This is a genomic window from Ramlibacter agri (assembly GCF_012927085.1).
GTDB lineage: Bacteria > Pseudomonadota > Gammaproteobacteria > Burkholderiales > Burkholderiaceae_C > Ramlibacter > Ramlibacter agri.
The window spans coordinates 1,202,472-1,229,394 of record NZ_JABBFX010000002.1 but is presented as its reverse complement, the minus strand read 5'-3'; the positions used below and the strand labels follow the sequence as shown (position 1 = coordinate 1,229,394).

Here is a 26,923-nt window from a genome sequence, read left to right as displayed (position 1 = left end):
ACAAGCGGCCCACAACTTGTCCAAAAGAAGACAGGTCGATTTTGTTGAAAAGCTGTGGATAAGACACGCGTGGCCCGCCTGCAACGGCCCAGTTGGAGAGACCCGTCGGGTGTACGCCCGGGGCTTTTTGCCTACAATGAAGCTCCAACTATCGCAGTTGCCATAGATTGTTGGTTTAGGGCGCGTCACCTTCAGGGCGCGCCCTTTTTTCTTTGTGCGCGCCTTTTGAATCAATCACTTGAACGTTCCCGTTGATGAATCACATCAGAAACTTTTCGATCATCGCGCACATCGACCACGGCAAATCGACGCTCGCTGACCGCTTGATCCAGCGTTGCGGCGGACTCTCCGATCGCGAGATGGAAGAGCAGGTGCTCGACTCGATGGATCTCGAAAAGGAGCGTGGGATAACCATCAAGGCGCAGACCGCTGCGCTCACGTACAAGGCGCGCGATGGACAGGTCTACAACCTCAATCTGATCGACACGCCGGGCCACGTCGACTTCTCGTATGAAGTCTCGCGCTCGCTCTCCGCATGCGAAGGCGCATTGCTCGTCGTCGATGCGAGCCAGGGTGTCGAAGCGCAGACCGTGGCGAACTGCTACACCGCTCTCGAACTCGGCGTCGAAGTGGTGCCGGTCCTGAACAAGATGGACCTGCCGCAAGCCGACCCCGAGAACGCGAAGGCGGAAGTCGAGGACGTGATCGGCATCGACGCGAGCAACGCGATTCCGTGCTCGGCGAAGACCGGCATGGGCATCGACGAGATCCTCGAGGCGATCGTCGCGCGCATCCCCGCGCCCAAGGGCAATCCACAGGGGCCGCTGCGCGCGATGATCATCGACAGCTGGTTCGACAGCTACGTCGGCGTCGTGATGCTGGTGCGCGTCGTGGACGGCCGCCTCGCCAAGGGCGACCGCATCAAGCTGATGGCGACCGAAGCCACCTACGAGGCCAACCAGCTCGGCGTGTTCACGCCCTCGAACGTGCAGCGCGAGTCGCTGGAAGCGGGCGAGGTGGGCTACATCATCGCCGGCATCAAGGAACTGCAGGCCGCCAAGGTCGGCGACACGGTCACCATGATCAAGGCCGGCACCGGCGGCGCGGCCTTCACGGCAACCGAGCCGCTGCCCGGCTTCAAGGAAATCCAGCCGCAGGTGTTCGCCGGCCTCTACCCGGTGGAGGCGAACCAGTACGACTCGCTGCGCGACAGCCTGGAGAAGTTGAAGCTCAACGACGCGTCGCTGCACTACGAGCCGGAAGTGAGCCAGGCGCTCGGCTTCGGCTTCCGCTGCGGCTTCCTGGGCCTGCTGCACATGGACATCGTGCAGGAACGCCTGGAGCGCGAGTTCGACCAGGACCTGATCACCACCGCGCCCAGCGTGGTCTACCAGGTGCTGCGCGGCGACGGCGAAGTGCTGATGGTGGAGAACCCGTCCAAGATGCCGGACCAGGGGCAGATCCAGGAGATCCGCGAGCCGATCGTGACCGTGCACCTGTACATGCCGCAGGAATACGTGGGCGCGGTGATGACGCTGGCCAACCAGAAGCGCGGCGTGCAGTTGAACATGGCCTACCACGGCCGCCAGGTGATGCTCACGTACGAGCTGCCGCTGGGCGAGATCGTGCTGGACTTCTTCGACAAGCTGAAGTCGGTGAGCCGCGGCTACGCTTCCATGGACTACGAGTTCAAGGAATACCGCGCCTCCGACGTGGTGAAGGTCGACATCCTGCTCAACGGCGAGAAGGTCGACGCGCTGTCCATCATCGTGCACCGCAGCCAGTCGCAGTACCGGGGCCGGGCGGTCGCCGCCAAGATGCGGGAGATCATCAGCCGCCAGATGTTCGACGTGGCGATCCAGGCCGCCATCGGCGCCAACGTCATCGCCCGCGAGAACATCAAGGCGCTGCGCAAGAACGTGCTGGCAAAATGCTACGGCGGCGACATCACCCGCAAGCGCAAGCTTCTTGAAAAACAAAAAGCTGGCAAGAAACGCATGAAGCAGATCGGCTCGGTCGAAGTGCCTCAGGAAGCGTTCCTGGCCATCCTCCAAGTCGAAGAATAGAACATGCCTTTCCTCACTGCCGCCGTTCTGGCGGCCTTCGTCGGTTATGCCGGCGCCTGGTACTTCGAGATGATCGAAGGCAACTTCGCGCTGCTGCTGTTCCTGGCCACCATCGTCACCGGCCTGTACTGGCTGGCGGAACGCTTCTGGTACCTGCCGCGGCGCGAGCGCGCGGCGGCGCAGCTGGAAGCCAGCGCCGCCGAGCGCAACACGCGCCTGGCTTCGCAGGGCATCGCCCCGGTGGAACCGCAGGTCGCCGAGGCCAGGCAGAAGATCCTGGCGCAGCCCTGGTGGCTGGATTGGACCGCCGGCCTGTTCCCGGTGATCCTGTCCGTGTTCGTGCTGCGCTCCTTCGTGGTCGAACCGTTCAAGATCCCGTCCGGGTCGATGATGCCGACGCTGCTGGTCGGCGACCTGATCCTCGTGAACAAGTTCACCTATGGCCTGCGGCTGCCGGTGTTGAACACCAAGCTGACCGAAGGCACGCCGCCCAAGCGCGGCGACGTGATGGTGTTCCGCTACCCGCCCAAGCCGAGCCTGGACTACATCAAGCGCGTGGTGGGCGTGCCGGGCGACACCGTGGCTTACCTGAACAAGCGGCTGACCATCAACGGCCAGCCGGTGCCGGTGTCCAACCCGCGCGAGTTCCTGGATAGCGACACCATGCGCTACCTGAAGCAGTTCGACGAGCAGCTCGGGGAGCGCAAGCACAGCATGCTGAACGACGACGAGCGGCCCGCCTTCGTGCCCGGCGTCGAGGACTTTCCTTACCGGGACAATTGCAAGTACAGTGTCGAGGGGGTCGTCTGCAAGGTGCCGGAGGGGCACTACTTCATGATGGGCGACAACCGGGACAATTCGCTGGATTCGCGGTACTGGGGCTTCGTCCCCGACAAGAACATCGTCGGACGGGCGTTCTTCATCTGGATGAACTTCGGCGACCTGAAGCGCATTGGCTCGTTCAAATAATCAAGACACGTTGGAGAGGGTGAGCAATGGCAGGCAAAGCTAGGCAGAGGGGCATCTCCTTTTTTACGCTGATCTTCATCATCGCCGTGCTGGCGGGCGTGGGCCTGCTCGCGGCGCAGGCATTCCCGACGGTGGTGGAGTACCAGGCGGCGCTGAAGGCGATCAACAAGGCCAAGGAAGGCTCCACGGTCATCGAAGTGCGCAAGATCTTCGACAAGGCGGCGGACGTCGACAGCATCACGTCCATCAAGGGCGACGACCTGGAGATCACCAAGGTCGGCGACGAGATCCAGGTGTCCTTCGCCTACGACAAGGAATTCCACATGTTCGGCCCGGCCTACATGGTCCTGAAGTACCGGGGCACCTCGAAGCCCGGCCGCTGACCTTGCCCGAGCCCGATTCGCTGCCGGCGCTGCAGGGGCGCCTGCAGCACCAATTTTCCAACCCGCGGCTGCTGGCGCGGGCCCTGACCCACCGGAGCTTTTCGGCCGAGCACAACGAGCGGCTGGAGTTCCTGGGCGATTCCGTCCTCAACCTCGCGGTCGCTTCCCTGCTTTACGAAAGCCTGCAGTCGCTGCCCGAGGGCGACCTGAGCAAGGTGCGTGCTTCCCTGGTCAAGCAGGAGCCTCTGCACCAGCTGGCGCTGGGCCTGGGCCTGCCGCAGCTGCTGAAGCTGGGGGAGGGCGAAGCCAAGTCCGGCGGCTACAAGCGGCCGTCCATCCTGGCCGACGCCCTGGAGGCCATCATCGGCGCCGTCTACCTGGACGCGGGCTACGCCGCGGCCGAAGCGCTGGTGCGGCGCCTGTTCCAGGACGTCGAGCTGAAGCCCTCCATCGCCATCGCGGCCAAGGACGCCAAGACCGAGCTGCAGGAACTGCTGCAGGGCCACAAGATGCATCTGCCCGTCTATCGCGTGGTCGGCACGCTGGGCGCTGCCCACAAGCAGACATTCGACGTAGAGTGCGAGGTGGGCGAACTGGGGCTGGTCGAACGCGGCATCGGAGCCTCGCGCCGGGCCGGCGAACAGGCGGCCGCGGCGGCCATGCTGCTGGCATTGAAATCAAGGCTGAAATGAGCGAGCAAGGCGAAACAACGAGCGCCCCCGATAGCGCGGGCGCGGGGCAGCGCTGTGGCCTGGTGGCGATCGTCGGCAAGCCCAACGTGGGCAAGTCGACGCTGCTGAACGCCCTGGTGGGCCAGAAGATCAGCATCACTTCGCGCAAGGCGCAGACCACGCGCCACCGCATTACCGGCGTGCGCACGCAGGGCCAGACGCAGTACGTCTTCGTCGACACGCCCGGCTTCCAGACCAAGCACAGTTCGGCGCTGAACCGCTCCCTGAACAAGGCGGTGACCGGCGTGGTGGGCGACGTCGACGTGGTGCTGTTCGTCGTCGAGGCGGGCAACTTCACGCTGGCCGATGCCAAGGTGCTGGCGCTGCTGAAAGCGGGCATCCCGGCCATCCTGGTGGCGAACAAGCTGGACGAGGTGCACCGCCGCTCGGAGCTGGCGCCCTGGCTGCGCGACATGCAGGAGCGGCACCCGTTCGCCGAGTTCATGCCGATGTCGGCCAAGAACGGCAAGGACATCGAGCGCCTGCTGGAAGTCTGCTCCAGGTACCTGCCCGAGCAGCCCTGGTGGTACGGCGAGGACGAACTCACCGACCGCAGCGAGCGCTTCCTGGCCGGCGAGATGATCCGCGAGAAGCTGTTCCGCCTGACCGGCGAGGAGCTGCCCTACACCTCCACCGTCATCATCGACAAGTTCGAGGAAGAGCCCAGCCCCAAGTTCGGGCGCATGGTGCGCATCGCCGCGACCATCGTGGTGGAGCGTGACAGCCACAAGTCGATGATCATCGGCGAGGGTGGCGAAAAGCTGAAGCGCATCGGCACCGAGGCCCGCCAGGAGCTGGAAAGGCTGATGGAAGCCAAGGTGTTCCTGCAGACCTTCGTGAAGGTACGCACCGGCTGGGCGGACGACGAGGCCCGCGTGCGCAGCTTCGGCTACGAATGAAGCGCATCGCGGACGAACCCGCCTTCGTCCTGCACCGCTACGACTGGAGCGAGTCGAGCCTCATCCTCGACCTCTTCACGCGGCACTTCGGCCGCATCGCCGTGGTGGCCAGGGGCGTCAAGAAGCCCAGCTCCAGTTTCCGGCCCGTGCTGCTGCCCATGCAGCCGTTGCACGTGGCCTTCGGCGGCGACGCCGAGATCCGCACCCTGAAGTCGGCCGAGTGGCTGGGCGGGCAGGTCATGCCCTCCGGCGACCAGCTGCTGTCCGGTTACTACCTCAACGAGCTGCTGCTGCGCCTGCTGGCGCGTGACGACCCCCATCCGGCGCTGTTCGACGCCTACGCCGCCACCGTGCGGGTGCTGGCGGGCGAGGGCACGGAACACGCCCTGCAGCCGGCCCTGCGCGCCTTCGAACTGCTGCTGCTGCGCGAGATCGGCCTGCTGCCGACCCTGGACCTGCAGACGCTCACCCTGGCACCTCTAGCGGACGACCAGCGCTACAGCCTGAGGCCCGAAGGCGGCCTGGTGGAGAACTTCGACCCGGACAGCCGCGGCAGCCTCACCGGCGCCCAGTGGCGGGCCCTGCAGGCGGCCCTGGACGACCCGGCGCCCTTCAACGCGACCTTGCAGCTGGCCGCCCATGCCGGCGAGCTGAAGACGCAGCTGCGCGCGCTCCTCCACTACCATTGCGGCGTCGCCACGCTGCGCACCCGCCAGCTGATGATCGACCTCCAGGCCTTATGAAGCCAGCACGGCCGCCCGAAGGGCTTCGCGCCACAATGCGTAGCATTGAGGCCTCATGATGCTTACAGCGCTTTCCGTCAACGTCAACAAGGTCGCCCTGGTGCGCAACACGCGCCACCTGGGCATCCCCAGCGTCACGCGCGCCGCGCAGCTGTGCCTGGAGGCCGGCGCGCACGGCATCACCGTGCACCCGCGGCCCGACGCCCGCCACATCCGCGCCGATGACGTGCGCGAGCTGCACGTGCTGCTGAAAACCTCCTGGCCGCAGGCGGAGTTCAACATCGAGGGCAACCCCTTCCACAACCTGATGGACTTCGTGCGCGAGCTGAAGCCGCAGCAGGTGACCTTCGTGCCGGACAGCGAAGGCCAGTTCACCAGCGACCACGGCTGGAACCTGAAGCAGGACGCCGGGCGTGTGCGCCCCCTGATCGCCGAAGCCAGGGCCCTGGGCGTGCGCGTCAGCCTGTTCATGGACGCCGACCCCGAGCAGATGGCGCTGGCGAAGGCCGTCGGCGCTGACCGCATCGAGCTCTATACCGAACCCTATGCCGCAGCCTGGGGCACGCCGCGCCAGCAGGGCGAGCTGGATCGCTTCGCCGCCGCCGCCCGCGCCGCGCTGGCCGCGGGCCTGGGCGTGAACGCCGGCCACGACCTGAGCCGCGACAACCTGCCGGACTTCGTCCGCGCCGTGCCTGGCCTGCAGGAAGTCTCGATCGGCCACGCGCTGGTTGCCGATGCGCTGGAGCTGGGCTACGCCGAGACGGTGCGCCAGTACCTGCAAGCCATCGAGCGCGGCGCCGCCAAGTGATCTACGGCATCGGCACCGACATCTGCGACGTCCGCCGGATCAAGGAATCGCTGGCGAAGCACGGTGACCGCTTCGCGCAGAAGATCCTGAGCGAAGCGGAGCTCGCCACCTGGCGCGCCCGCAGCGCCCGCTGGCCCGAGCGCGGCGTGCGCTACCTGGCCACCCGTTTCTCGGCCAAGGAAGCTTTCAGCAAAGCCGTGGGACTGGGCATGCGCATGCCCATGACCTGGCGCAACTGCGAAGTGGGCAAGCTGGCGAGCGGCAAGCCCGTGATCGTGCTGCATGGCGCCCTGAAGGACTGGTGCGAGGCGCGCGGCCTCACGGCCATGGTGAGCGTCACCGACGAAACCGACTACGCGGCCAGCTTCGTGGTCGTCGAACAGAAAGAGAAACCATGAGCGAACACGCCCCCGTGATCATCGACGTCGCCGGCCTGGCGCTGAGCGCCGCCGACCGCCGCCGCCTGGCCCACCCGCTGGTGGGCGGCATGATCCTGTTCGGCCGCAACTGGCAGGACCGCGAACAATTGTCGGAACTGTGCGCCGAGATCAAGTCCATCCGCGGCGACCTGCTGATCTGCGTGGACCACGAAGGCGGCCGCGTGCAGCGCTTCCGCACCGACGGCTTCACCCACCTCGCGCCGATGCGCGCCTTCGGCGAGCAGTGGATGCGGGACGCGAAGGGCAGCGAAGGCAGCGGCGCGATGAACGCCATGGCTGCGGCCACCGCCGCCGGCTATGTGCTGGGCGCGGAGCTGCGCGCCTGCGGCGTGGACTTCAGCTTCACGCCGGTGCTGGACCTGGACTTCGGCGCCAGCTCCGTCATCGGCGACCGCTCCTTCCAGCGCGACTCGCGCGTGGTGACCGCGCTTTCCCGTTGCCTGATGCAGGGCCTGCTGCAGGCGGGCATGGCCAACTGCGGCAAGCATTTCCCCGGGCATGGCTACGTGCGCGCGGATTCGCACCTGGAGATTCCCGAGGACGATCGCGAACTGGAAGAGATACTGGGCGACGACGCCCGGCCCTACGAATGGCTGGCGACGGCGCTGACCAGCGTGATGCCGGCCCACGTGATCTATCCGCGGGTGGATGGCCGGCCAGCCGGCTTCTCGCATCGCTGGCTGAACGGCATCCTGCGCGAGCGCCTGCATTTCGACGGCGCGATCTTCAGCGACGACCTGAGCATGGCCGGCGCCCGCCAGGTCGACGGCCGCGAAGTGACTTACACCGAAGCTGCCGTCGTGGCGCTGGAAGCAGGTTGCGACATGGTGCTGCTGTGCAACGAGTCGGTGAACAGCCCGGGCGGCACGGCGATCGACGAGATGCTGGATGGCCTGGCGCAGGCGCAGGAAACCGGCGATTGGCAGCCCAGCGAGGTGAGCGAACAGAGGCGCCTGGCCCTGCTGCCGGTCACGCCGCCGTCTTCGTGGGACGCCTTGATGACGGAGCCGCGGTATATGCGGGCGCTGCAACTGCTGCCCTGAAGGAAGCCGGACTTCCGAACGCAAAGGGCGCAAAAGGGCGCAAAACGCGCAAAAAATTCAAAGCTGTTTTTTGCGTCCTTCGCGCCCTTTTGCGCCCTTTGCGTCCCGGAAGTTCGGAAGTTCGGAAGTTCGGAAGTTCCCCCTCAGCCTTCGCGGCGCAGCGCCGGGAACAGGATCACGTCGCGGATGCTGCTGCTGTCCGTCAGCAGCATCATCAGGCGGTCGATGCCGATGCCGCAGCCGCCGGCCGGCGGCATGCCGTATTCCAGCGCCCGGACGAAGTCGTGGTCGAAGAACATCGCTTCGTCGTCACCGGCGTCCTTGGCGCTCACCTGCGCCTGGAAGCGCGCGGCCTGGTCCTCGGCGTCGTTCAGCTCGGAGAAGCCGTTGCCGAACTCGCGGCCGGTGATGTACAGCTCGAAGCGCTCGGTGACTTCGGGGCGCTCATCGTTGGCGCGCGCCAGCGGCGAGATCTCGGTGGGGTGCTCCATGATGAAGGTCGGCTGCCACAGCTTCTCCTCCACCGTCTCCTCGAAGTACATCACCTGCAGCGAAGCCAGCGAGCGGCCGGACAGGCGATCCTTCTCCTCGGACTTCCCGAGCTTGCGCAGCTGCTGCACCAGCCAGTCGCGGTCGTCGACGTTCGCGCCGGCTTCGGTGTGCTTCAGGATCGCTTCGCGGATCGTCAGGCGCTCGAAGGGCTGCGCCAGGTCCACCGGCTTGCCGCCGTAAGTGAGCTGCAGCGTGCCCACGGCCTTCTGCGCGGCGTCGCGCACCAGCGCCTCGGTGAAGTCCATCAGGTCGCGGTAGTTCCAGTAGGCCGCGTAGAACTCCATCATCGTGAACTCGGGGTTGTGGCGCACCGAGATGCCTTCGTTGCGGAAGTTCCGGTTGATCTCGAACACCCGCTCGAAGCCGCCCACCAGCAGCCGCTTCAGGTAAAGCTCCGGCGCGATGCGCAGGTACATCTCCTGGTCCAGCGCGTTGTGGTGGGTGATGAAGGGCTTGGCGTTGGCGCCGCCGGGAATCGGGTGGAGCATGGGCGTCTCCACTTCCAGGAAGTTGTGCTGCACCATGAAGTCGCGGATGCCGGAGATCGCCTTGCTGCGCGCGATGAAGCGCTTGCGGGCTTCTTCGTCCGTCATCAGGTCGACGTAGCGCTGGCGGTACTTCTGCTCCTGGTCCTGCATGCCGTGGAACTTGTCCGGCATCGGGCGCAGGCTCTTCGTCAGCAGGCGGATCGACGTGGCGTGCAGCGACAGCTCGCCGGTGCGCGTCTTGAACATCTTGCCCTCGGCGCCGACGATGTCACCCAGGTCCCAGCGCTTGAAATCGGCATAGGCTTCCTCGCCCACCGCGTCGCGCGTCACGTAGATCTGGACGCGGCCGCTGGCGTCCTGCAGGGTGGCGAAGCTGGCCTTGCCCATCACGCGCTTGAGCATCATGCGACCGGCCACCTTGGCCACCATGCCCTCAGCTTCCAGCTGCTCGGCGGCCTTGGCGCCGTGGGCGCCGTGCAGCGCGGCGGCCTGGTCGCCCGGCTTGAAGTCGTTGGGGAAAGCCGGGCCCGCGCCCTGTTTGTGGGCCTCGCGCAGCGCTTTCAGCTTCTCGCGGCGTTCCGCAATGAGCTGGTTCTCGTCGGTGGGCGGGGTGGTTTGCTGTTCGGACATGCTGGGAGCCGGACGTGCCGGCGCGGGGTGGGCGGAACCCTCCATTGTAGTTTTTGCCCGGCGAGTCGCTCGCCGAGCTCGATAATCCCCACCCATGTTCCTCAAGGCCGGCCTTCTCTCCCTCTGCCTGCTGCTGGCGAGCCGCCTGCTGGGCCTGCTGCGCGAGACGACGCAGGCCGCGGCTTTCGGCGCCACGGGCCTGGGCGACGTCGCCGTCCTGATGCTGACCCTGCCGGACTGGCTGGTGGGCGTGTTCGCCAGCGGCGGCCTGGCCTACGTGCTGTTGCCGGCCTGGGCGACCCTGAACAAGGGCCAGATCGCCGCCAGCCAGCGCCGCGCCGGCCACGGCCTGGTGCTGGCGGGCTGCGTGGCGGCCACGTCCCTGGCGGCTGCCAACCGCCTGGCGGTCGACTGGCTGGCCGGCGGCCTGCCCAACGAGCTGCTGTCGCCCGCGGCGCGGGCCTTGCTGTGGAGCGCCGGCGCCGTGCCCTTCGCGCTGCTGGCGGCGCTGTGGGCGTCGCGGCTGCAGTTCGAACGCGACTTCCTCGGGCTTTATGCCGCCAACCTGGTGGTCAACGTCGTCCTGATCGCCACGCTGTACCTGGTCGCGCGCCATGTGAGCGGCGCGCCCCTGGTGGCGGTCGACCGGCTGGGTTGGGGCCTGATGGCCGCCATGCTGGCGCGGCTGGTATGGCTGTCCTGGCGCAACCGACGTTTCTCGCGCTCGATCCCGCAGGAGGAGGGCGCCGACCTGCCGCCTACGCCGATCTGGTTCTGGGCCATCGCCGCTGCCGGCCTGCCGCTGGCGCTGCCCTTCGCCGCCCGTTCGCTGGCCTCGGACCAGGGGCCAGGCGCGCTGGCCACGTTCAACTACGGCTGGAAGCTCGCGGAGCTGCCCCTGATGCTGGCGATCCAGCTGGTCGCCACGCTGGCTCTGGGCCCGATTGCGTCGGCGCTGGCGCGCGCGTCCTCGCGCGAACAGGCGGCCAGCGTCATCCGGCGCGGCTTCGCGCTGTCCTGGGTGCTCGCCTGCGCCTGCGCGGCGGGGCTCGTGGTGGCGGCGCCGGCCCTGGCCCGGCTGCTGTTCGGCTGGGGCCGCATGCAGCCCGAGGCCTTGCAGGACGTGGCGACCTGGGGCCGCATCGCCGCCTGGGGCCTGCTGCCGCAAGCCTTGACCGCGATCGCGCTGACCATCCTGGCCGCGCAGAAGCGCATGCGGGCCGCCGTCTTCGCCTATGGCTTCGCGCTGGCCCTGCTGCTGGCCTACGGGCCGCACGAAGGCGGCCTGCTCATGGCCTGGCTCAACGTGCTGTTCACCGGCATCTGCCTCGTCACGCTGGGCGCCGTCGGTGGCGGCCTGCGGCTGTGGCTGCCCTGGCGCGCGCTGGTCGTCGGCGGCGTATGCCTGCTGGCGGTCTACATCCTGTTCCAGATCCTTGGCGTGCCGGAGCAACTGCCCTGGCAACTCGTTGCCGGTGTCGTTGCCGGCGTCGCGGTGCTGGCCGTCAGCTACGCCCTGAGCCCGGACCTGCGCGCATCCCTGCGGCGATAATTCCGCCACATGCTCGAGCTGATCCAGATCACCAACGATCCGGCGTTTGCGCAACGCTGCGACGCGTTGGGCGGCTTCCGGCTGTTCGTCGACCTCGAGCGCACAGGCAAGGCCGAGCGCCAGGCCGGCCGCAACACCTTCATCAGCACGCATGGCCTGGAAGACGTGGGCCGCGTGAAGCGCACCTTGCGTGCCTCGCGCCTGATGGCGCGCGTGAATCCCCTGCATGCCGGCAGCGCCGCCGAAGTGGCCGGCGTGCTGGCGCAGGGCGCCGATTGCGTCATGCTGCCGATGTTCACGCAGGCGGCGGAGCTGGCCGAATTCATCCGGATCGTCGATGGCCGCGCGCCAGTAGTGGCGCTGCTGGAGACCGCCGGTGCTCTTGCGACCGTCGAAGACTGGGCCGGCCTGGCTGGCCTGCAGGAGGTCTATGTCGGCCTCAACGACCTGCACCTTTCGCTGGGCCAGCGCTTCATGTTCCAGCCGCTGGCCGAAGGCGCGGTGGAGCGCGTGGCTCGCATCGCGCAGGCGCGCGGCAAGCGCTTCGGCTTCGGCGGCATCGCGCGTGTGGACGAAGGCCTGCTGCCGGGGCGCGACGTGCTCGGCGAGCACCTGCGCCTGGGCTCCGGCGCCGTGATCCTCTCGCGCACCTTCCACGGTGGCAACGCGGAAGCGGTGTTCGAAGACGAAGTGGCCGCGCTGCGCAGCGCCGAGGCGCAGCTGGCGCTCCGCAGCCCGCAGCAGGTGCAGGCGGACGCCGAACGCGTCCGCGCCACCATCGCGCGCATCGCCACCGAGCTCGCCGCGCGCGCATGAAGCGGGCCATGGACGTCCTGCTGGCCGCAATCGCGCTGGTGCTGCTGTCGCCGGTGCTGCTGCTCGTGGCGCTGGCCGTGGCCCTGGAAAGCGGCTGGCCGGTGCTGTTCAAGCAGCAGCGGGTGGGGCAGGGCGAGCGCGAGTTCGGCATCTACAAGTTCCGCAGCATGGTCAAGAACGCGGCGGCGATCGGCCCGTACCACACGTCGGCGAACGACCCGCGCATCACCCGCGTGGGCCGCTTCATCCGCCGTACCAGCCTGGACGAACTGCCGCAACTGCTGAACGTGCTGAAGGGCGACATGAGCCTGGTCGGCCCGCGCCCGGACGTGCCAGCGCAGCGTGCCCTGTACACGCCGCAGGACTGGCGCCTGCGCTGCAGCGTGCGACCGGGCATCACCGGCCTGGCGCAGGCGCTGCTGCGCTCCGAGGCAACGACCGAGCAGCGGCGGGACCTCGACCTGCGTTACGTGCGCGAACACAGCGTCGGCATGGACCTGCGCATCATGGCGCTGACCGTGGGCCGGCTCGCCGGCAAGGGAAGCAACTAGCCATGTGCGGCATCTTCGGCTACTGGGACCGGCAGCGGCGCGCCCTCTCGCCCGAGGACCTGGCCGCCATGGGCGAGCGCCTGCGGCACCGCGGGCCGGACGACGCCGGCATCGCCTCGCAGCCGGGGCGCGGTGTCGCGGTCGGCAACCGGCGCCTGTCCATCATCGACCTCGCCGGCGGCCACCAGCCCTTCGTGTCCGACGACGGCCAGGTCGCCGTGGTGCAGAACGGCGAGATCTTCAACTACGTGGAACTGGCGGCCGAACTGCGCGCCCAGGGCGTGGCCCTGCACACGCATTCGGACACCGAGGTCATCCTGCGCCTGTACGAGCGGGAGGGCATCGCCTGCCTGCGCCGGCTGAACGGCATGTTCGCGATCGCGATCGACGATGCGCGGGAAGACGCGGTCTACCTGGCGCGCGATCGCATCGGCGTCAAGCCGCTGTACTTCCACGACGACGGCCGGCGCATGCTGTTCGCGTCCGAGCTGAAGGCGCTGCGCGCCGGCGGCCTGCAGCCGGCGCTGGACCTGGAAGCAGTCCACCACTACCTCACCTTCAACTACATTCCCGCGCCCTGGACCATCTGGCAGGGGGTGAAGCACGTCATGCCTGGCTGCTGGATGCGCTTCACGCGCAGCGGCGTGCACAGCGAGCGCTGGTGGGACCTGTCGGCGCAGCGCGAGCAGGACCACGACTTCGGTGCGTGGGCCGAGGAGTTCCTCGCCATCCTCGACGATGCGACCCGGATCCGCCTGCGCGCCGACGTGCCCTGGGGCGCCTTCCTTTCCGGCGGCGTCGATTCGAGCACCATCGTCGCCCTGATGGCGCGCCACGTGAAGGAGCCGGTCAAGACCTTCTGCATCGGCTTTGCCGACCCGCGCTTCGACGAGTCGCGCTATGCGGCGGAGGCGGCGGCGCGCTTCGGCTGCGCCCACACCATGGAAGTGGCGGAGCTGAACATGCTGGATCGCTGGCCGCAGGTGCTGTACCACCTGGACCAGCCGCATGGCGACGCTTCCTTCATGCCGACCTTGCGCGTGAGCGAGCTCGCAGCGAAGCACGTGAAGGTGGTGCTCACCGGCGACGGCGGCGACGAGCTGTTTGCCGGCTACGAGAAGTACGAGGATTTCTTCGCGCGCCCAGAGGCGGCCGCGATGGACGAAGAAGCCTTCCGCCGTGCCTATTTCGATTCCATCTCGCTGTTCGCGCCGCAGGACAAGCAGTCGCTGTACCGGCCCGAGGTGGCGGCGCAGCTGGCCGGCATCGACAGCTACACCGTCGCGGCGCGGCCCTGGTTCGAGCAGGCGGCGCATTACGACCGCGTGAACCAGGCGCTGTACCTGGACATGCAGCTGCTGCTTTCGGGCAACAACCTGGTCAAGCCGGACCGCATGGGCATGGCGGTGTCGATCGAGGCGCGCACGCCCTTCCTCGACTGGCGGATGATGGAGTTCGCCTTCCGCGCCCGCGGCGCCACCAAGCTGGCGGCCGATGGCGACAAGAAGCACTGGTACAAGAAGGCCGTGGAGCCGCTGATCGGCCACGACCTCGCCTACCGGAAGAAGCAGATGTTCACGGTGCCGGTGGGCGAGTGGTTCCGCAAGGAGAGCTATCCCTGGCTGGCCGGCCTGCTGCAAGGCAGCCCGCTGCTGCAGCGCCTGTTCCGCCCGGCCGCCGTGCAGGGCCTGCTGGAGCGGCATCGCGAAGGCAAGGCCAACCACACCCGCGAGTTGCGCGCCCTGGCGGCCCTGGCCTTGTGGGATCACGGCGAAGGGGGTGCCGGATAATCGGCCGCATGCCGGTCCCCAAGATCCTGTTCGTTGCCTATGGCGGAGCCCACATCCAGATGGTGCTTCCCGTGGCGCGGGCGCTGGGGGAATCGGGGCTGGCCCAGCCGGTGATCCTGGGGCTCACCACCGCGGCGGCCGCCGTGCGCGAGGCCGGCCTGCCGCTGCTGCAATTCAAGGATTTCCTGGCGCCCGCGGACCACGAGGCGCGCCGCTGGGGCGAGCAGCTGCTGGGGCAGACCGCGAACGCCGCCATCGAGCGCGAGGAATCGATCGCCTACCTGGGGCTGTCCTTCGCCGAACTGGTCGCGCAGCACGGCGAGGCCGGGGCCTTGCGCGAATACGCCGAGAAAGGGCGCCACAGCTTCCTGCCCGTGGGCGTGCTGCGGCGCGTCCTGCAGGAGGTGCAGCCCGAGCTGCTGGTGAGCACGGCCTCGCCGCGCGCCGAACAGGCGGCTTTCCTGGCGGCGCGGGAGCTGGGCATCCCTTCGCTGTGCCTCATCGATTCCTTCATCGAGCGCGACGCGGCCGCGCGCTTTGCCGCGCCCGGCTATGCCGATGCGATCTGCGTGCTGAACGAGCACGTGAAGAAGGTGCTGGTGGAATGCGGCGCAGCGCCGGAAGCCGTGCACTGCACGGGCAACCCCGCCTTCGACGTGCTGCGCCAACCCGCGAGCCGGTCTGCCGGCCGGGCTCTGCGCGAGAAGATGGGCTGGGGTGGCAAGCGCGTGGTGCTGTACCCGGTGCAGGAATTCCCGGCCTACCACCCGGTCGCAGGCGCCTGGGGCGGCACCGACCTGCCCGGGCAACTGCGCGCGGCCTTGCTGGCGTGGGCAGCGCCGCAGGAGGATGTGGTGGTCTGCATCCGGCCGCGGCCGGGTGACGCCTCGCACCGGCTGGAGGACCAGCCGCGCCTGCAACTCACCGGCGGGCCCGACTGGCCCTTGCCGCCCCTGCTGAACGCGGTGGACCTGGTGGTGACGGTGAATTCGACGGTAGGCATCGAAGGCGGCCTGGCCGGTGCGCGCGTCATCCGCGTCCTGGGGACGCCCTGGGACGCGGAGACGCCCTGGGAGCGTTTCGGCCTGGCCGACGGCGCGGTGGATTTGCCGCGGCTGGCGCCGGCGCTGGACGCCGTGAGCCGCCTGCCGCGGCGGGACGCGACTGGCGACGCGCCGCTGGCGACCGCGGCGGTGCTGGGAGTGGTGCGGGACATGCTGCGCGCGCAGCGCGCGGGAGGACAGTAGGACATGGGCAAGGCAAAGGCATTGGTGACGGGGGGCGATGGCTTCATCGGCTCGCACCTGGTGGAACTGCTGGTGGCGTCGGGCTACGACGTGACGGCGCTGGCGGTCTACAACTCGAACAACGACTGGGGCTGGCTGGAGACGGTCGATTGCCGCGACCGCATCCGCGTGGTCAGCGGCGACGTGCGCGACCCGCACTTCTGCCGCACCCTGGTCGCGGGGCAGGACATCGTCTTCAACCTGGCGGCGCTGATCGCGATTCCCTATTCCTACGTCGCGCCGGACAGCTACGTCGACACCAACGTCAAGGGCACGCTGAACCTGTGCCAGGCGGCGAAGGAGCACGGCGTGAAGCGCTTCATCCAGACCTCCACCTCCGAGGTCTATGGCAGCGCCCTCTACGTTCCCATCGACGAGAAGCATCCGTTGCAGCCGCAGTCGCCGTACAGCGCCAGCAAGATCGGCTCCGACGCGATGGCGATGAGCTTCCACTACGCCTTCGGCCTGCCGGTGACGGTGGCGCGGCCGTTCAACACCTACGGGCCGCGCCAGAGCGCGCGGGCCGTGATCCCGACCATCATCACGCAGATCGCCGCCGGCCGCACCCGCATCGAGCTGGGCGACACGCGGCCCACGCGCGACTTCAACTACGTCGAGGACACCTGCCGCGGCCTGCTGCTGCTGGCCGAATGCGAGGCGGCCATCGGCAAGACGGTGAACATCGGTTCCAACTACGAGATTTCCGTTGGCGACACGCTGGAGACCATCCGTCGGCTGATGGGTTCCGAGGTGGAATTCGTATGCGATCCTGCCCGCCTGCGGCCCGAGAACTCCGAGGTCCAGCGCCTCTGGTGCGACAACACGCTGATCCGCAGCCTCACGGGCTTCGAGCCGCGGTACACGCTGGAACAGGGGCTGGCGCGCAGCATCGAATGGTTCCGCCAGCCTGCCAACCTCACGCGCTACAAGGCTGATCTCTACAATGTCTGAGCTCCGGGCGCCGCTGCGGGAACTGCTTGCCTTCGTGCGCGAGCTCTATGGCGCCGCCGGTCCCATTCCCCTGCACGCGCCGGTGTTCGCCGGCAACGAGAAGCGCTACCTGGCAGAGTGCATCGACACGACCTTCGTGTCCTCGGTCGGGCCTTTCGTGGACTGCTTCGAGCAGATGATGCAGGACATCACCGGCGCGAAGTACGCCGTCGCCACCATGAACGGCACCGCGGCGCTGCACATGGCGCTGATCCTGGCCGGCGTGACGGACGGCGACGAGGTGATCACGCAGCCGCTGTCCTTCGTCGCGACCTGCAACGCGCTGGCCTACCAGCGGGCGCAGCCGGTGTTCGTCGACATCGATCCCGACACCTTGAGCCTGTCGCCCGCGGCGCTGAAGGAATTTCTGGAAAGCCGTTGCGAGCGCGTGGCCGGCGCCTGCCGCCACCGCGAGACCGGCCGCCGCATCGCCGCCGTCGTGCCCATGCACACCTTCGGCCTGCCGGGCCGCGCGCAGGAACTGGCCGAGATCTGCGAACGCTGGCACCTGGTGCTGGTCGAGGATGCCGCCGAGTCGCTGGGCTCCACCATTGGCGGCCGCCACACCGGCACCTTCGGAAAGCTCGGCACCTTCAGCTTCAACGGCAACAAGACGGTCACCAGCGGCGGCGGCGGCGCGGTGGTCACCGACGACCCGGCGCTGGCACGGCGCGCCAAGCACCTCACCACCACCGCGAAGGTGCCGCACCGCTGGGATTTCTTCCACGACGAGGTCGGCTTCAACTACCGGCTGCCCAACCTCAATGCGGCGGTCGCGTGCGCGCAGCTGGAGCAGCTGGAAGGCTTCCTGGCGAACAAGCGCGCGACGGCGCAGGCCTATGCGGCGCGCTGCGCGCAGCTGGGGATTCCGTTCGCGCAGGAGCTTGCGGGCACCCGTTCCAATTTCTGGCTCAATGCGATCCTGGTCGACGACGCCGCGGAACGCGACGCCTTCCTGCAGGCCGCCAACGACGGCGGCATCCAGGCGCGGCCGGTCTGGCAGCTGATGCCGGAGCTGCCGGCTTTCGCCTCGGCGACCTGCGGGCCGCTGGACCACGCGCGCGCGGCCGCCGCGCGCATCGTCAACCTTCCCAGCAGCGTGCGGCCATGAAGATCGTTCTGGTGGGAGGCGGCGGACATTGCCTGGCTTGCGCGGACGTCATCGCGGCCGCCGGGCGCGAGGCCGCCGGCGTGCTCGATGCGCGCGAGGGCACGGCGCCCGCGGGCCTGGCCTGGCTGGGCGACGACCGCTGGATGGCATCGCCCGAAGCCGCGGCCATGGAATTCATCGTCACGGTGGGCCAGACCGGCAGCGCCGACCTGCGGCGCCGCCTGTTCGAGCGCATCCTGGCCGCTGGCCGGCCGCTCGCCACCGTCCGTTCGCCGCATGCCGTGATCGGGCGCGAGGCGCAGCTGGGCGCGGGCAGCATCGCCATGCACCGCGCCGTGCTGAACGCGAATGCGCGCGTGGGGCGCAACTGCATCGTGAACACCGGCGCGATCGTGGAACACGACGCGGTGGTGGCGGACCACTGCCACGTCTCCACCGGCGCCATCCTCAATGGCGGCGTGATCGTGGAAGAGGGCGTGCTGGTGGGCAGCGGCGCGGTGGTGCTGCAAGGTCTGCGCATCGGCGCCGGCGCGATCATCGGGGCCGGCGCGGTCGTCACGCACGACCTGCCGGCCGGAACCTGGGTCGGCGTGCCCGCAAGGAGGCAGGCATGACGCCCTGGGACCAGAAAGTTTTCGTGATCGGCGAGGCCGGGGTCAACCACAACGGCGATCTCGGCATGGCGCTGCGCCTGGTCGACGCCGCCGCCGATGCCGGCTGCGACGCGGTCAAGTTCCAGACCTTCCGGGCCGAGGCGCTCGTGACCCGCGCGGCGCGGATGGCCGATTACCAGCAGGCGAACACCGGCCGCGCCGAGACCCAGTTCGAGATGTTGCAGCGCCTGGAGCTGAGCCAGGAAGCGCATCACAAGCTGCTCGCGCATGCGGCCAGGCGCGGCATCCTGCTGTTCTCCACCGCCTTCGACCTGGACAGCGTGGAGTTCCTGGCGAGCCTGAAGCTGCCGCTGTGGAAGATCCCGTCCGGCGAGATCACGAACCTGCCTTACCTGGAGCGCATCGGCCGCCAGCGCCAGCCCGTGATCCTGTCCACCGGCATGGCGAACCTGGCCGAAGCGGCGCAGGCGCTGGACGTGCTGCTGGCCCAGGGCTGCAGCCGCGAGCAGGTCTGCGTGCTCCACTGCAACACCGAATACCCGACGCCCTTCGGGGACGTGAACCTGCGCGCCATGGCGCGCATGGGCGAGGCGCTGGGCACGGCCTATGGCTACTCGGACCACACGAGCGGCATCGCCATCGCCTGCGGCGCCGTGGCCTTGGGCGCGCGCTGCATCGAAAAGCATTTCACGCTGGATCGCAACTTGCCGGGCCCGGACCACGTGGCGAGCCTGGAGCCGGCGGAACTGGCCGCGATGGTCGCCGGCATCCGCGCGGTGGAAGCCGGCCTGGGTGACGGCATCAAGAGGCCTTCGCCCAGCGAGGCCAAGAACGTGGCGGTGGCCCGCAAGTCCATCGTCGCGGCGCGCGCGATCGCCGCGGGCGAACTGCTGGACGAACAGAACCTGACGGTGAAGCGGCCGGGCACTGGCATTTCGCCGATGCGCTGGCATGAAGTCGTGGGACGCCGCGCGCAACGCGACTACGCGGCCGACGAACCGATCGAGCCCGGCGCATGATCGTGTCCATCCACCAGCCCGGTTACTTTCCGTGGCTTGGGCTGCTGCACAAGATCGCCGGCAGCGACACGCTGGTCGTCATGGACGAAGTGCAGCTGAGCGACAGCCTGTACCAGCACCGCAACCTGTTCCTCACGGCGCAGGGCGAGGCGAAGTACCTGTCCATTCCGTTCGTGCGCAAAGGCTACCTGCAGCGGCGCTTTCGCGACATCGAACTGGCCGACCCCGCCTGGGCCCGCAAGCACCGGGATTTCCTGCAGGCCAATTACCGGCGCCACCCGGCCTATGGCGAAGTGATGCCCAAGGTCGAAGCCTTCCTGGCGATGCCCCATGCGACACTGTTCGACGTGGTGTTCGCTTCGATGCGGCTGGCGCTGGAGTGGCTGGAGATCCCGACCCGCCTGGTGCTGCAAAGCAGCCTGGACTACGACCGCGCCGCGAAGCGCGGCGAGCTCGTCGTCGCCCTGGCGCAAGCCGCCGGCGCGAGCTGCTATCTCTCCGGCACCGGGGCCCAGGCCTACCAGGACGAGTCCGCTTTCGGCTCCATGGCCCTGCGCTACGATCGCTTCGTGCATCCCGAGTACCCCCAGAAGAACGCTGCCACCTTCGTGCCCGGCCTGTCCTGCCTGGACCTGCTGTTCAACGTCGGTTGCGAGCGTGCGCGCAGTTTTCTCGGCGTGGAGGAAGCGGCGTGAAGAAGATCCTGGCCATCACCGGCATCCGGTCCGACTACGACCTCATGAGCGCGCTGTACCGGCGGCTGCAGGCCGATCCGCAGGCAGATCTGCGCCTGCTGGTCGGCGGCGCGCATCTCTCGCGCACCTACGGGCACAGCATCGACCAGATCCGCGCCGATGGCCTGCAGGTGCTGCTGGCCGTCGAAAGCCTGATCGATTCGGACACGCCGTCCTCGCGGCTGAAGTCCGCGAGCATCCTGCTGCAAGGCGCCATCGATGCCGTCGCGTCCTGGCAGCCCGATGCCATCGTCTACGCCGGTGACCGCGAGGAAGTGTGGATAGGCGCGATGCTGGGCGCCTACCTCGAGATCCCGACCGTCCATTTCTACGGCGGCGACCACACGATGAGCGGCTACGTGGACAACCCGGTGCGGCACGCGGCCTCCAAGCTCTCCACCTACCACCTGGTGGCCGTCGAGGCCCATCGCCAGCGCCTGCTGCGCCTGGGCGAGCCCGACGAGCGCATCCGCGTGGTCGGCAACCTGTCGCTGGACAATTTCCGTGCCCACCGCGCGATCCCGCGCGAACAATTGCAGCAGCGCCTCGGCCTGCCGGCGGCGCTGGGCGACTACGCGCTGGTCATGTTCCACCCGGACCCGGTGGAGCGAGACATCGCGCCGCAAGTTCTGGGACGCATGCTCGACGCACTGGCGGCACACGGCCTCGGCGCGGTGGTCGGCTACCCCAATTCGGATCCGGCCAATCGCGGCCTGGTCGAGGCCATCGAGCAGCGGCGCGACCAGCCGCGCTTCTTCGCCTACCGCAACCTCGAGCGCGACGATTTCCTGTCGGTCTACAAGAACGCCCGCCTCATCATCGGCAATTCGTCCTCGGGCATCCTGGAGGCGGCCAGCGTGCCGCTGGCGGCGGTCGACGTGGGCGTGCGCCAGCGGGGCCGCCTCGCCGGTGCCAACGTCGTCTTCTGCGATGCCGATCGCGCCGCGATCGATGCCGCGATTGCGCGCGTGCTGTCGCCGGCGTTCGGTGCGATCGTCGCCCAGGTCGTGAACCCCTATGGCAGCGGCGATGCCAGCGAGCGCGCCGCGCAATTCCTGTTGCACACCGACCTGCGCGCGCTGCGCCCCAAGACCGAAGACCCGCTAGTCGCGGGCGGAAGGAATCCATGAGCGCCGCCGCCCACAACGCCCAGGTCTGGGAGAACCTCTACGCCACGGGCCGCAACGACCTGCGCTACCCGAACGAGATGCTGGTGCGGCTGGCCGCCGGCCTGCTGCCTTCGTCGCAGCCGGTGCGCGTGCTCGATTACGGCTGCGGCACCGGCGCCAACACGGCACACCTGGCGAGCCTGGGCCATGAAATGCATGGCACCGAGGTCTCGGCCAGCGCGCTGGAGATCGCGCGCGCCCGCCTGCAAGCCGCGGGGCGCGAGGCGGCGCTGCGACTCGTCACGCCGGGCGCGCCGCTGCCCTTTGACCATGGCTTCTTCGATGCGGTGATCGCCTGGCAGGTCATCTACTACAACGACCGCCAGGGCTGGGCCGGCGCGGTCTCCGAGATCGAGCGGGTGCTGCGTCCCGGCGGGATCGTGCTGGTGGCGACGGCCGCGCCCGGGGACGTGTCCCAGCGCGAAGCGCAGCCGCTCGGCAACTCCATGTACCGCTCCGAGGTCACCGGCCAGGCCGGCTGCACGCTCACCATTCCCGAGCGTGAAGAACTCGACGCGCTGTTCCCCGGACGCACGCTGGACGTGGGCGAGTACCTGTTCCGTTTCGGCCCCCGGCAGGCGCATCACTGGATCATCAGCTACCGGACGCCGACATGACGACACGAACCCTGGTGGTCGCCCCCCATCCCGACGACGAGATCCTCGGTTGCGGCGGCACGCTGCTGCGCCGGCGCGCCGAAGGCGGCGAGGTCGACTGGCTGCTGGTGACCGGCATGTCCGTGGCTGCCGGCTGGCCCGCCGAGCGCGTGCGCCAGCGCGATGAAGAGATCGCGCGCGCTGCTTCGATGGTGGGCTTTCGCAAGGTGGTGCAGCTGGGCCTGCCGCCCACGCGGCTCGATGCCGCGCCGCTGGGCGACCTGGTGGGCCGCATCGGCGACGTCATCCGCGACTGCCAGCCCGACGAGATCTTCGTGCCTTCGCCGGCCGACGTGCATTCCGACCATCGCGTCGTGTTCGACGCGGTCAGCAGCTGCACCAAGTGGTTCCGCTACCCGTCGGTGCGCCGCGTGCTCGCCTACGAGGCGCTTTCCGAGACCGACTTTGCCCTGCATCCCGACATCGCCTTCCGCCCCAACGTTTTCGTCGACATCTCGGGCCAGCTCGAACGCAAGCTGGAGATCCTGCGCGTCTACGCTTCCGAATTCGCGCCGCATCCCTTCCCGCGCAGCGAGGAAGCCGTGCGGGCGCTCGCCCTGCTGCGCGGCGCCGCGTCCGGCTTCGCCGCGGCCGAGGCTTTCCAGCTGCTGCGTGAGCGCAGCTGAGGGGCAGACGTGAACGACTGGCGCCAGACCCTGCTCGAACCCGAGCGCACGGTGCGCGAAGCGATCGCCTGCATCGACCGCAGCGCCTTGCAGATCGCGCTGGTCGTGGGGCCGCAGCAGCGCCTGCTGGGGACCGTCACGGACGGCGACGTGCGCCGCGCCATCCTGCGCGGCTCCTCGCTGGACGCGCCGGTGAGCGAAGTGATGAACAAGGCACCCACCGTGGCGCAAGCCGGCGAGGACCTGCGCACGCGGCTGCCGGAGTTCCGCACGCGGCAGATCCATCGCATCCCGATCGTGGATGCGGCGGGCAGCGTCGTCGGCCTGCAGCTGCTGGAGGAGCTGGCGGCGCCGCAGCAGCGTGACAACTGCGTCGTGTTGATGGCCGGCGGCCTGGGCGCGCGGCTGCGCCCGCTGACCGACGAATGTCCCAAGCCCATGCTGCGCATCGGCGAGCGGCCGATCCTGGAAACCATCCTGCTCGGTTTCATCGAGCAGGGCTTCCACGACTTCTACATCTCCATCAACTACATGGGCGAGATGGTCCGCTCGCATTTCGGCGACGGTTCGCGCTGGGGCGTGCGCATCCGTTATCTCGAGGAAGACCAGCGCCTGGGCACGGCCGGTGCGCTGTCGCTGCTGCCCGCGCGGCCGCAGCTGCCTTTCTTCGTGATGAACGGCGACATCCTCGCCAAGGTCAACTACCAGGCGATGCTGGACTTCCACGCCCATGCCGGCGCGTCGGCTTCGGTGGGCGTGCGCCAGATCACGCACGCCATCCCCTACGGCGTGGTGCGGCTGGACGGCCACAAGCTGGTCGACATCGTGGAGAAGCCGCAGGAGAAGCTGTTCGTCAGCGCCGGCATCTACCTGCTGGCGCCGCAGGTGCTGGACCTGGTGCCGGGCGGCAGCTACTTCGACATGCCGACCTTGCTGCAGGCCCTGGTGGGGCGCGGCGAGCTCACCGCGGGCTTCCCCATCCACGAGTACTGGCTCGACATCGGGCGCATGGAGGACTATGCGCGGGCGCACGAGGATTTCGGGATGACCTTCCAGTGATCGCGGGACGCTCGGTCCTGGCCTTGATCCCGGCGCGCGGCGGCTCCAAGCGGCTCCCGCGCAAGAACCTGCTGCCCTTGGGCGGCGTGCCGCTCATTGGCTGGTCGATTCGCAACGCGTTGGCGCTGCCCGAAGTCGACCAGGTGCTGGTGTCCACCGACGATGCGGAGATCGCCGACACGGCGCGCGAGCTCGGTGCCGACGTGCCCTGGCTGCGGCCGGCCGAACTGGCGACCGACACGGCCTCGTCCAACGACGCCATCCTGCACGCGCTGGACCAGTGCGCCGCCGCGGGCCGCCCGCACGACGTGCTGCTGCTGCTGCAACCCACCTCGCCTTTCCGCGACCCCGCGCAACTGGCCGAGGCGCTGGCGCTCTGCGCAAGCTTGAATGGCGCGCCGGTGGTCGGCTTCGCGCCGGCGCGCTCGAACCCGGCCTGGTGCTTCACTCGCCAGGCGGACGGCAAGGTGCGCCCCGTGCTGGACGCCGACGGTACGCGAAAGCGCTCGCAGGACCTGCCCGAAGTGCTGGAGATCAGCGGCAACTTCTACGCGATCGGCGTCGACGTGTTCCGCCGCGAGCGCAGCTTCTTCACGCCCGAAACGCGGGCGCTGGTAAGCGAACAGCGCGAGCTTGCGCTGGACATCGACGACGCCTTCGACTGGCTGGTGGCGGAGGCGGTCGCGGCGCGCCGGCCGGCGCCATGAAGGCGCCCTGGACCTGGCGCAGCCCGGTGCCCGCGTTGCTGGCCGTCGACCTGGCGCTGGTGGCGCTGGCCTGGTGGCTGGCCTTCTGGCTGCGCTTCAACCTCGACGTGCCGCCGGAGTTCGCCGCGCTGGGCCTGCGCTCCACGCCGCTGGCGCTGGTCGCCTATGGCGTGGTGCTGCTCGCATTGCGCGTGCATCGCCACGTCTGGAAGTACACGAGCCTGCCGGAACTGCGGCGCCTCGCGGCCGCGGTGGGCCTGGGCGCGGCGCTCACGGCGGTCAGCGTGCTGATGGTGCGGCTGCCGCAGTTTCCGCGTTCCGTGCTGCTGCTGCATCCGGTGCTCGTGGTGCTGTTGCTGGGCGCGGTGCGGGCCGGCTGGCGCTCGCTGGTGGAGCGTACCGAGCGGCTGGCCGGCGGCGCGCGGCCGCTGCTGGTGCTCGGCTCGCTGCAGGACGCGGCCGGCGCCTTGCGCGCGCTCAAGGGCTCGTCCAACTGGCTGCCGGTCGGCATCCTCACGCCGCTCGCCAGCGAGCGCTGGCGCTCGCTGCAGGACATCGCCGTGGTCGGGACCCTCTCCGAGCTGGCGCAGGCGGCCACGCGCTCCGGCGTGCACACGGCGCTGGTGGCCAGCCCGGTCGGCTCGGACGCGCGCCGCCAGGCACTGCAGCTGGCCGCCGAAGCACGCATCACCTTGCTCACCTTGCCGCGGCCCGACGAGTTCCTGCGGGCCGAAGGCTCCGCGGGGCTGCGCAAGATCCAGCTGGAAGACCTGCTGGGGCGGGCGCCGGTGGCGCTGGATGCCGAGAACCTGGCCGAGATGTTCTCGGGCCACGTGGTGGCGATCACCGGCGCGGGTGGCTCGATCGGTTCCGAGCTGTGCCGCCAGGTCGCGCGGCTGGGCGTCGGGCGGCTCGTGTGCATCGACATCTCCGAGTACGCCATCTACCAGCTGGAACAGGAGCTGCGCCAGGCCCATCCGCAGATGCAGGGCGTCTACTACACGGCCAACATCCGCGACGAGGCGCGGCTGCGCGCGATCCTCGACCAGCACCGGCCGGCCGTGGTGTTCCACGCCGCGGCCTACAAGCACGTGCCGCTGATGGAGGAGCACAACGAGGTGGAGGCGCTGCGCACCAACGTGCTGGGCACGCTGAACGTCGCGCGTGCGGCCGCCGCCTGCGGCGCCCGGCGCTTCGTGATGATCTCCACCGACAAGGCCGTGAACCCCACCAACGTGATGGGCGCCAGCAAGCGGCTCGCCGAGATGGTGGTGCAGGCCGTGGCCGCGCGCGAGCCGCGCACGGATTTCGTGTCGGTGCGCTTCGGCAACGTGCTGGGCTCCAGCGGCTCGGTGGTGCCGCTGTTCAACGCGCAGATCGCGCGCGGCGGGCCGGTGACCGTCACCCACCCGGACATCGTGCGCTACTTCATGACCATTCCGGAGGCCGCGCAGCTGGTGCTGCAGGCCGGCCTGATGGGCCGCTCGGGCCAGATCTTCGTGCTGGACATGGGCGACGCGGTGAAGATCGTCGAACTCGCGCGCATGCTTATCCGCCTGCACGGCAAGACGGAGGAAGAGGTTCCCATCAGCTACATCGGGCTGCGGCCCGGCGAGAAGCTGTTCGAGGAACTGCTGGCCAACGACGAGACGACGGAACCGACGCCGCACGCGAAGCTGCGCATCGCGAAGACCAACGGGGCTCTGCTTGGGGTCGAAGAAATCGTCCGGTGGGTCGACCAGGCGGGACCGCAGCCCGATGCGCGCGCGCTGCGCGACTGGCTGCAGGCTCAGGTGCCGGAGTACAAGCCGCGCTAGCGGCTGGCGCCGCTCAGGTGGTGATGCCGGTGCGGGTGAGCACGTCGCTCACCAGCTCCAGCCGGACCAGCGGGTTGTCCAGCTCCATCAGGCGCTGTTTCAGGCCCACGGGCAAGGGCAGCAGCTCGCACCAGCGGTTGGCCACCCAGCCGCAGTCGTCCAGCTTGAAAGGCGGCTGCAGCGGCATGGGGCCGGGCTGGTCGGCCTTCAGCTGCAGCGACTGGATCAGGCGGTTCAGCGCGTCGCTGGTGGGCTGCAGGTCCTCGGGGATGGGCACCGCCATGTCTGGCGCCATGCCCTCGACGTCGGCGACCCAGAGGCCGTGCTTCAACTGGTCGCTGGAGGTGATGCGGAAACGCTGCGCGCCGGTGGCGCGCACCAGCATCAGGCCGGCCTGCGGTTGCTCGAAGTCGAGGATGGTGGCCAGGGTGCCGACCGGCGCGAAGCTTTCGCTGGCGCCCGGCGTGCGCACCTCGTTGCCCTGCGTCAGCGACACCACGCCGAACGGCGCGCCGGCCTTGCGGCACTTGGCGATCATGTCCAGGTAGCGGACCTCGAAGATGCGCAGCGACAGCAGCCCGTCCGGGTAGAGCACGGCGCTCAGAGGAAACAGGGGCAGGGACTGCAGGGTAAGGGCGGCGGGCACAGCGGTTCCAGTGGCTGCCGCTATCATC

General features: G+C 68.8%; 27 protein-coding genes. 25 read left to right on the top strand and 2 right to left on the bottom strand.

Annotated features, from left to right (window positions below):
* The first annotated feature begins 254 nt into the window (after positions 1-254).
* Genes lepA through nagZ form a run of 9 tightly spaced genes read left to right on the top strand, consistent with a single transcriptional unit; the run spans position 255 to position 8,082 of the window.
* Positions 255-2,066 carry a translation elongation factor 4 gene (lepA, locus tag HHL11_RS24345; protein WP_169421140.1) on the top strand — a complete coding sequence of 604 codons (1,812 nt, stop codon included), beginning with the start codon at positions 255-257 and terminating at the stop codon, positions 2,064-2,066.
* Positions 2,067-2,069: 3 nt separating this feature from the next.
* Complete coding sequence (gene lepB / locus HHL11_RS24340; protein ID WP_169421139.1) at positions 2,070-3,035, top strand: signal peptidase I; 966 nt, start codon at positions 2,070-2,072, stop codon at positions 3,033-3,035.
* A 26-nt stretch (positions 3,036-3,061) separates the two neighbouring features.
* Positions 3,062-3,418 (top strand): DUF4845 domain-containing protein, encoded by a 357-nt coding sequence (locus HHL11_RS24335; RefSeq protein ID WP_169421138.1) that lies wholly within the window; start codon positions 3,062-3,064, stop codon positions 3,416-3,418.
* 2 nt (positions 3,419-3,420) lie between these two features.
* The gene (rnc, locus tag HHL11_RS24330; protein WP_169421137.1) at positions 3,421-4,110 is read left to right on the top strand and encodes a ribonuclease III; all 690 of its coding nucleotides are present in this window, start codon (positions 3,421-3,423) and stop codon (positions 4,108-4,110) included.
* Positions 4,107-5,048 (top strand): GTPase Era, encoded by a 942-nt coding sequence (era, locus tag HHL11_RS24325; RefSeq protein WP_169421136.1) that lies wholly within the window; start codon positions 4,107-4,109, stop codon positions 5,046-5,048. The genes rnc and era overlap by 4 nt, the downstream gene beginning before the upstream one ends.
* A complete protein-coding gene (recO, locus tag HHL11_RS24320) occupies positions 5,045-5,791 on the top strand; it encodes a DNA repair protein RecO (RefSeq protein WP_169421135.1) in 747 nt (248 codons plus the stop codon). The genes era and recO overlap by 4 nt, the downstream gene beginning before the upstream one ends.
* 55 nt (positions 5,792-5,846) lie before the next feature.
* On the top strand, positions 5,847-6,599 hold the full coding sequence (locus HHL11_RS24315; protein WP_169421134.1) for a pyridoxine 5'-phosphate synthase: 753 nt from the start codon (positions 5,847-5,849) through the stop codon (positions 6,597-6,599).
* The gene (gene acpS, locus HHL11_RS24310; RefSeq protein WP_169421133.1) at positions 6,596-6,997 is read left to right on the top strand and encodes a holo-ACP synthase; all 402 of its coding nucleotides are present in this window, start codon (positions 6,596-6,598) and stop codon (positions 6,995-6,997) included. The genes HHL11_RS24315 and acpS overlap by 4 nt, the downstream gene beginning before the upstream one ends.
* Entirely contained in the window at positions 6,994-8,082 is a 1,089-nt protein-coding gene (nagZ, locus tag HHL11_RS24305; RefSeq protein WP_169421132.1) for a beta-N-acetylhexosaminidase, read from the top strand. Before acpS ends, nagZ begins: the two co-directional genes overlap by 4 nt.
* A 143-nt stretch (positions 8,083-8,225) precedes the next feature.
* Here the strand turns inward: nagZ and lysS are convergent, their stop codons facing one another.
* Positions 8,226-9,752: a lysine--tRNA ligase gene (gene lysS, locus HHL11_RS24300; protein WP_169421131.1), complete on the bottom strand. Its 1,527-nt coding sequence runs from the start codon at positions 9,750-9,752 to the stop codon at positions 8,226-8,228.
* A gap of 94 nt (positions 9,753-9,846) precedes the next feature.
* Here lysS and HHL11_RS24295 point away from each other — a divergent pair, with 94 nt between their 5' ends.
* From HHL11_RS24295 to HHL11_RS24220, 16 genes are read left to right on the top strand one after another with little or no spacing between them, the layout of a single operon-like run.
* On the top strand, positions 9,847-11,304 hold the full coding sequence (locus tag HHL11_RS24295) for a lipid II flippase MurJ (protein ID WP_169421130.1): 1,458 nt from the start codon (positions 9,847-9,849) through the stop codon (positions 11,302-11,304).
* Positions 11,305-11,313: 9 nt separating this feature from the next.
* Positions 11,314-12,120 (top strand): aldolase/citrate lyase family protein, encoded by an 807-nt coding sequence (locus HHL11_RS24290; protein ID WP_169421129.1) that lies wholly within the window; start codon positions 11,314-11,316, stop codon positions 12,118-12,120.
* Between the two features lie 8 nt (positions 12,121-12,128).
* The gene (locus HHL11_RS24285; RefSeq protein ID WP_240980376.1) at positions 12,129-12,671 is read left to right on the top strand and encodes a sugar transferase; all 543 of its coding nucleotides are present in this window, start codon (positions 12,129-12,131) and stop codon (positions 12,669-12,671) included.
* A gap of 2 nt (positions 12,672-12,673) precedes the next feature.
* Positions 12,674-14,461 carry an asparagine synthase (glutamine-hydrolyzing) gene (asnB, locus tag HHL11_RS24280; RefSeq protein WP_169421127.1) on the top strand — a complete coding sequence of 596 codons (1,788 nt, stop codon included), beginning with the start codon at positions 12,674-12,676 and terminating at the stop codon, positions 14,459-14,461.
* A gap of 8 nt (positions 14,462-14,469) precedes the next feature.
* Positions 14,470-15,708, top strand: coding sequence for a hypothetical protein (locus HHL11_RS24275; protein ID WP_169421126.1), 1,239 nt, complete (start codon positions 14,470-14,472; stop codon positions 15,706-15,708).
* A gap of 3 nt (positions 15,709-15,711) precedes the next feature.
* Entirely contained in the window at positions 15,712-16,698 is a 987-nt protein-coding gene (locus HHL11_RS24270) for an NAD-dependent 4,6-dehydratase LegB (protein ID WP_169421125.1), read from the top strand.
* Positions 16,691-17,848: a LegC family aminotransferase gene (locus tag HHL11_RS24265; protein WP_169421124.1), complete on the top strand. Its 1,158-nt coding sequence runs from the start codon at positions 16,691-16,693 to the stop codon at positions 17,846-17,848. The genes HHL11_RS24270 and HHL11_RS24265 overlap by 8 nt, the downstream gene beginning before the upstream one ends.
* Complete coding sequence (locus HHL11_RS24260) at positions 17,845-18,462, top strand: NeuD/PglB/VioB family sugar acetyltransferase (protein ID WP_169421123.1); 618 nt, start codon at positions 17,845-17,847, stop codon at positions 18,460-18,462. The genes HHL11_RS24265 and HHL11_RS24260 overlap by 4 nt, the downstream gene beginning before the upstream one ends.
* Positions 18,459-19,481 carry an N-acetylneuraminate synthase gene (neuB, locus tag HHL11_RS24255; RefSeq protein WP_169421122.1) on the top strand — a complete coding sequence of 341 codons (1,023 nt, stop codon included), beginning with the start codon at positions 18,459-18,461 and terminating at the stop codon, positions 19,479-19,481. Before HHL11_RS24260 ends, neuB begins: the two co-directional genes overlap by 4 nt.
* Complete coding sequence (locus tag HHL11_RS24250; RefSeq protein WP_169421121.1) at positions 19,478-20,176, top strand: WbqC family protein; 699 nt, start codon at positions 19,478-19,480, stop codon at positions 20,174-20,176. Before neuB ends, HHL11_RS24250 begins: the two co-directional genes overlap by 4 nt.
* Positions 20,173-21,345 carry a UDP-N-acetylglucosamine 2-epimerase gene (gene neuC / locus HHL11_RS24245; RefSeq protein WP_205964539.1) on the top strand — a complete coding sequence of 391 codons (1,173 nt, stop codon included), beginning with the start codon at positions 20,173-20,175 and terminating at the stop codon, positions 21,343-21,345. The genes HHL11_RS24250 and neuC overlap by 4 nt, the downstream gene beginning before the upstream one ends.
* Entirely contained in the window at positions 21,342-22,001 is a 660-nt protein-coding gene (locus tag HHL11_RS24240; protein ID WP_169421120.1) for a class I SAM-dependent methyltransferase, read from the top strand. Before neuC ends, HHL11_RS24240 begins: the two co-directional genes overlap by 4 nt.
* Positions 21,998-22,666 carry a PIG-L deacetylase family protein gene (locus tag HHL11_RS24235; protein ID WP_169421119.1) on the top strand — a complete coding sequence of 223 codons (669 nt, stop codon included), beginning with the start codon at positions 21,998-22,000 and terminating at the stop codon, positions 22,664-22,666. Before HHL11_RS24240 ends, HHL11_RS24235 begins: the two co-directional genes overlap by 4 nt.
* A gap of 9 nt (positions 22,667-22,675) precedes the next feature.
* A complete protein-coding gene (locus HHL11_RS24230) occupies positions 22,676-23,725 on the top strand; it encodes a sugar phosphate nucleotidyltransferase (RefSeq protein ID WP_169421118.1) in 1,050 nt (349 codons plus the stop codon).
* Positions 23,722-24,432, top strand: a complete 711-nt coding sequence (locus tag HHL11_RS24225) for a cytidylyltransferase domain-containing protein (protein WP_169421117.1) — start codon at positions 23,722-23,724, stop codon at positions 24,430-24,432. The genes HHL11_RS24230 and HHL11_RS24225 overlap by 4 nt, the downstream gene beginning before the upstream one ends.
* Entirely contained in the window at positions 24,429-26,249 is a 1,821-nt protein-coding gene (locus HHL11_RS24220; protein WP_169421116.1) for a polysaccharide biosynthesis protein, read from the top strand. Before HHL11_RS24225 ends, HHL11_RS24220 begins: the two co-directional genes overlap by 4 nt.
* 13 nt (positions 26,250-26,262) lie before the next feature.
* Here the strand turns inward: HHL11_RS24220 and HHL11_RS24215 are convergent, their stop codons facing one another.
* Entirely contained in the window at positions 26,263-26,922 is a 660-nt protein-coding gene (locus tag HHL11_RS24215) for an LON peptidase substrate-binding domain-containing protein (protein ID WP_169421115.1), read from the bottom strand.
* Position 26,923 lies beyond the last annotated feature (1 nt).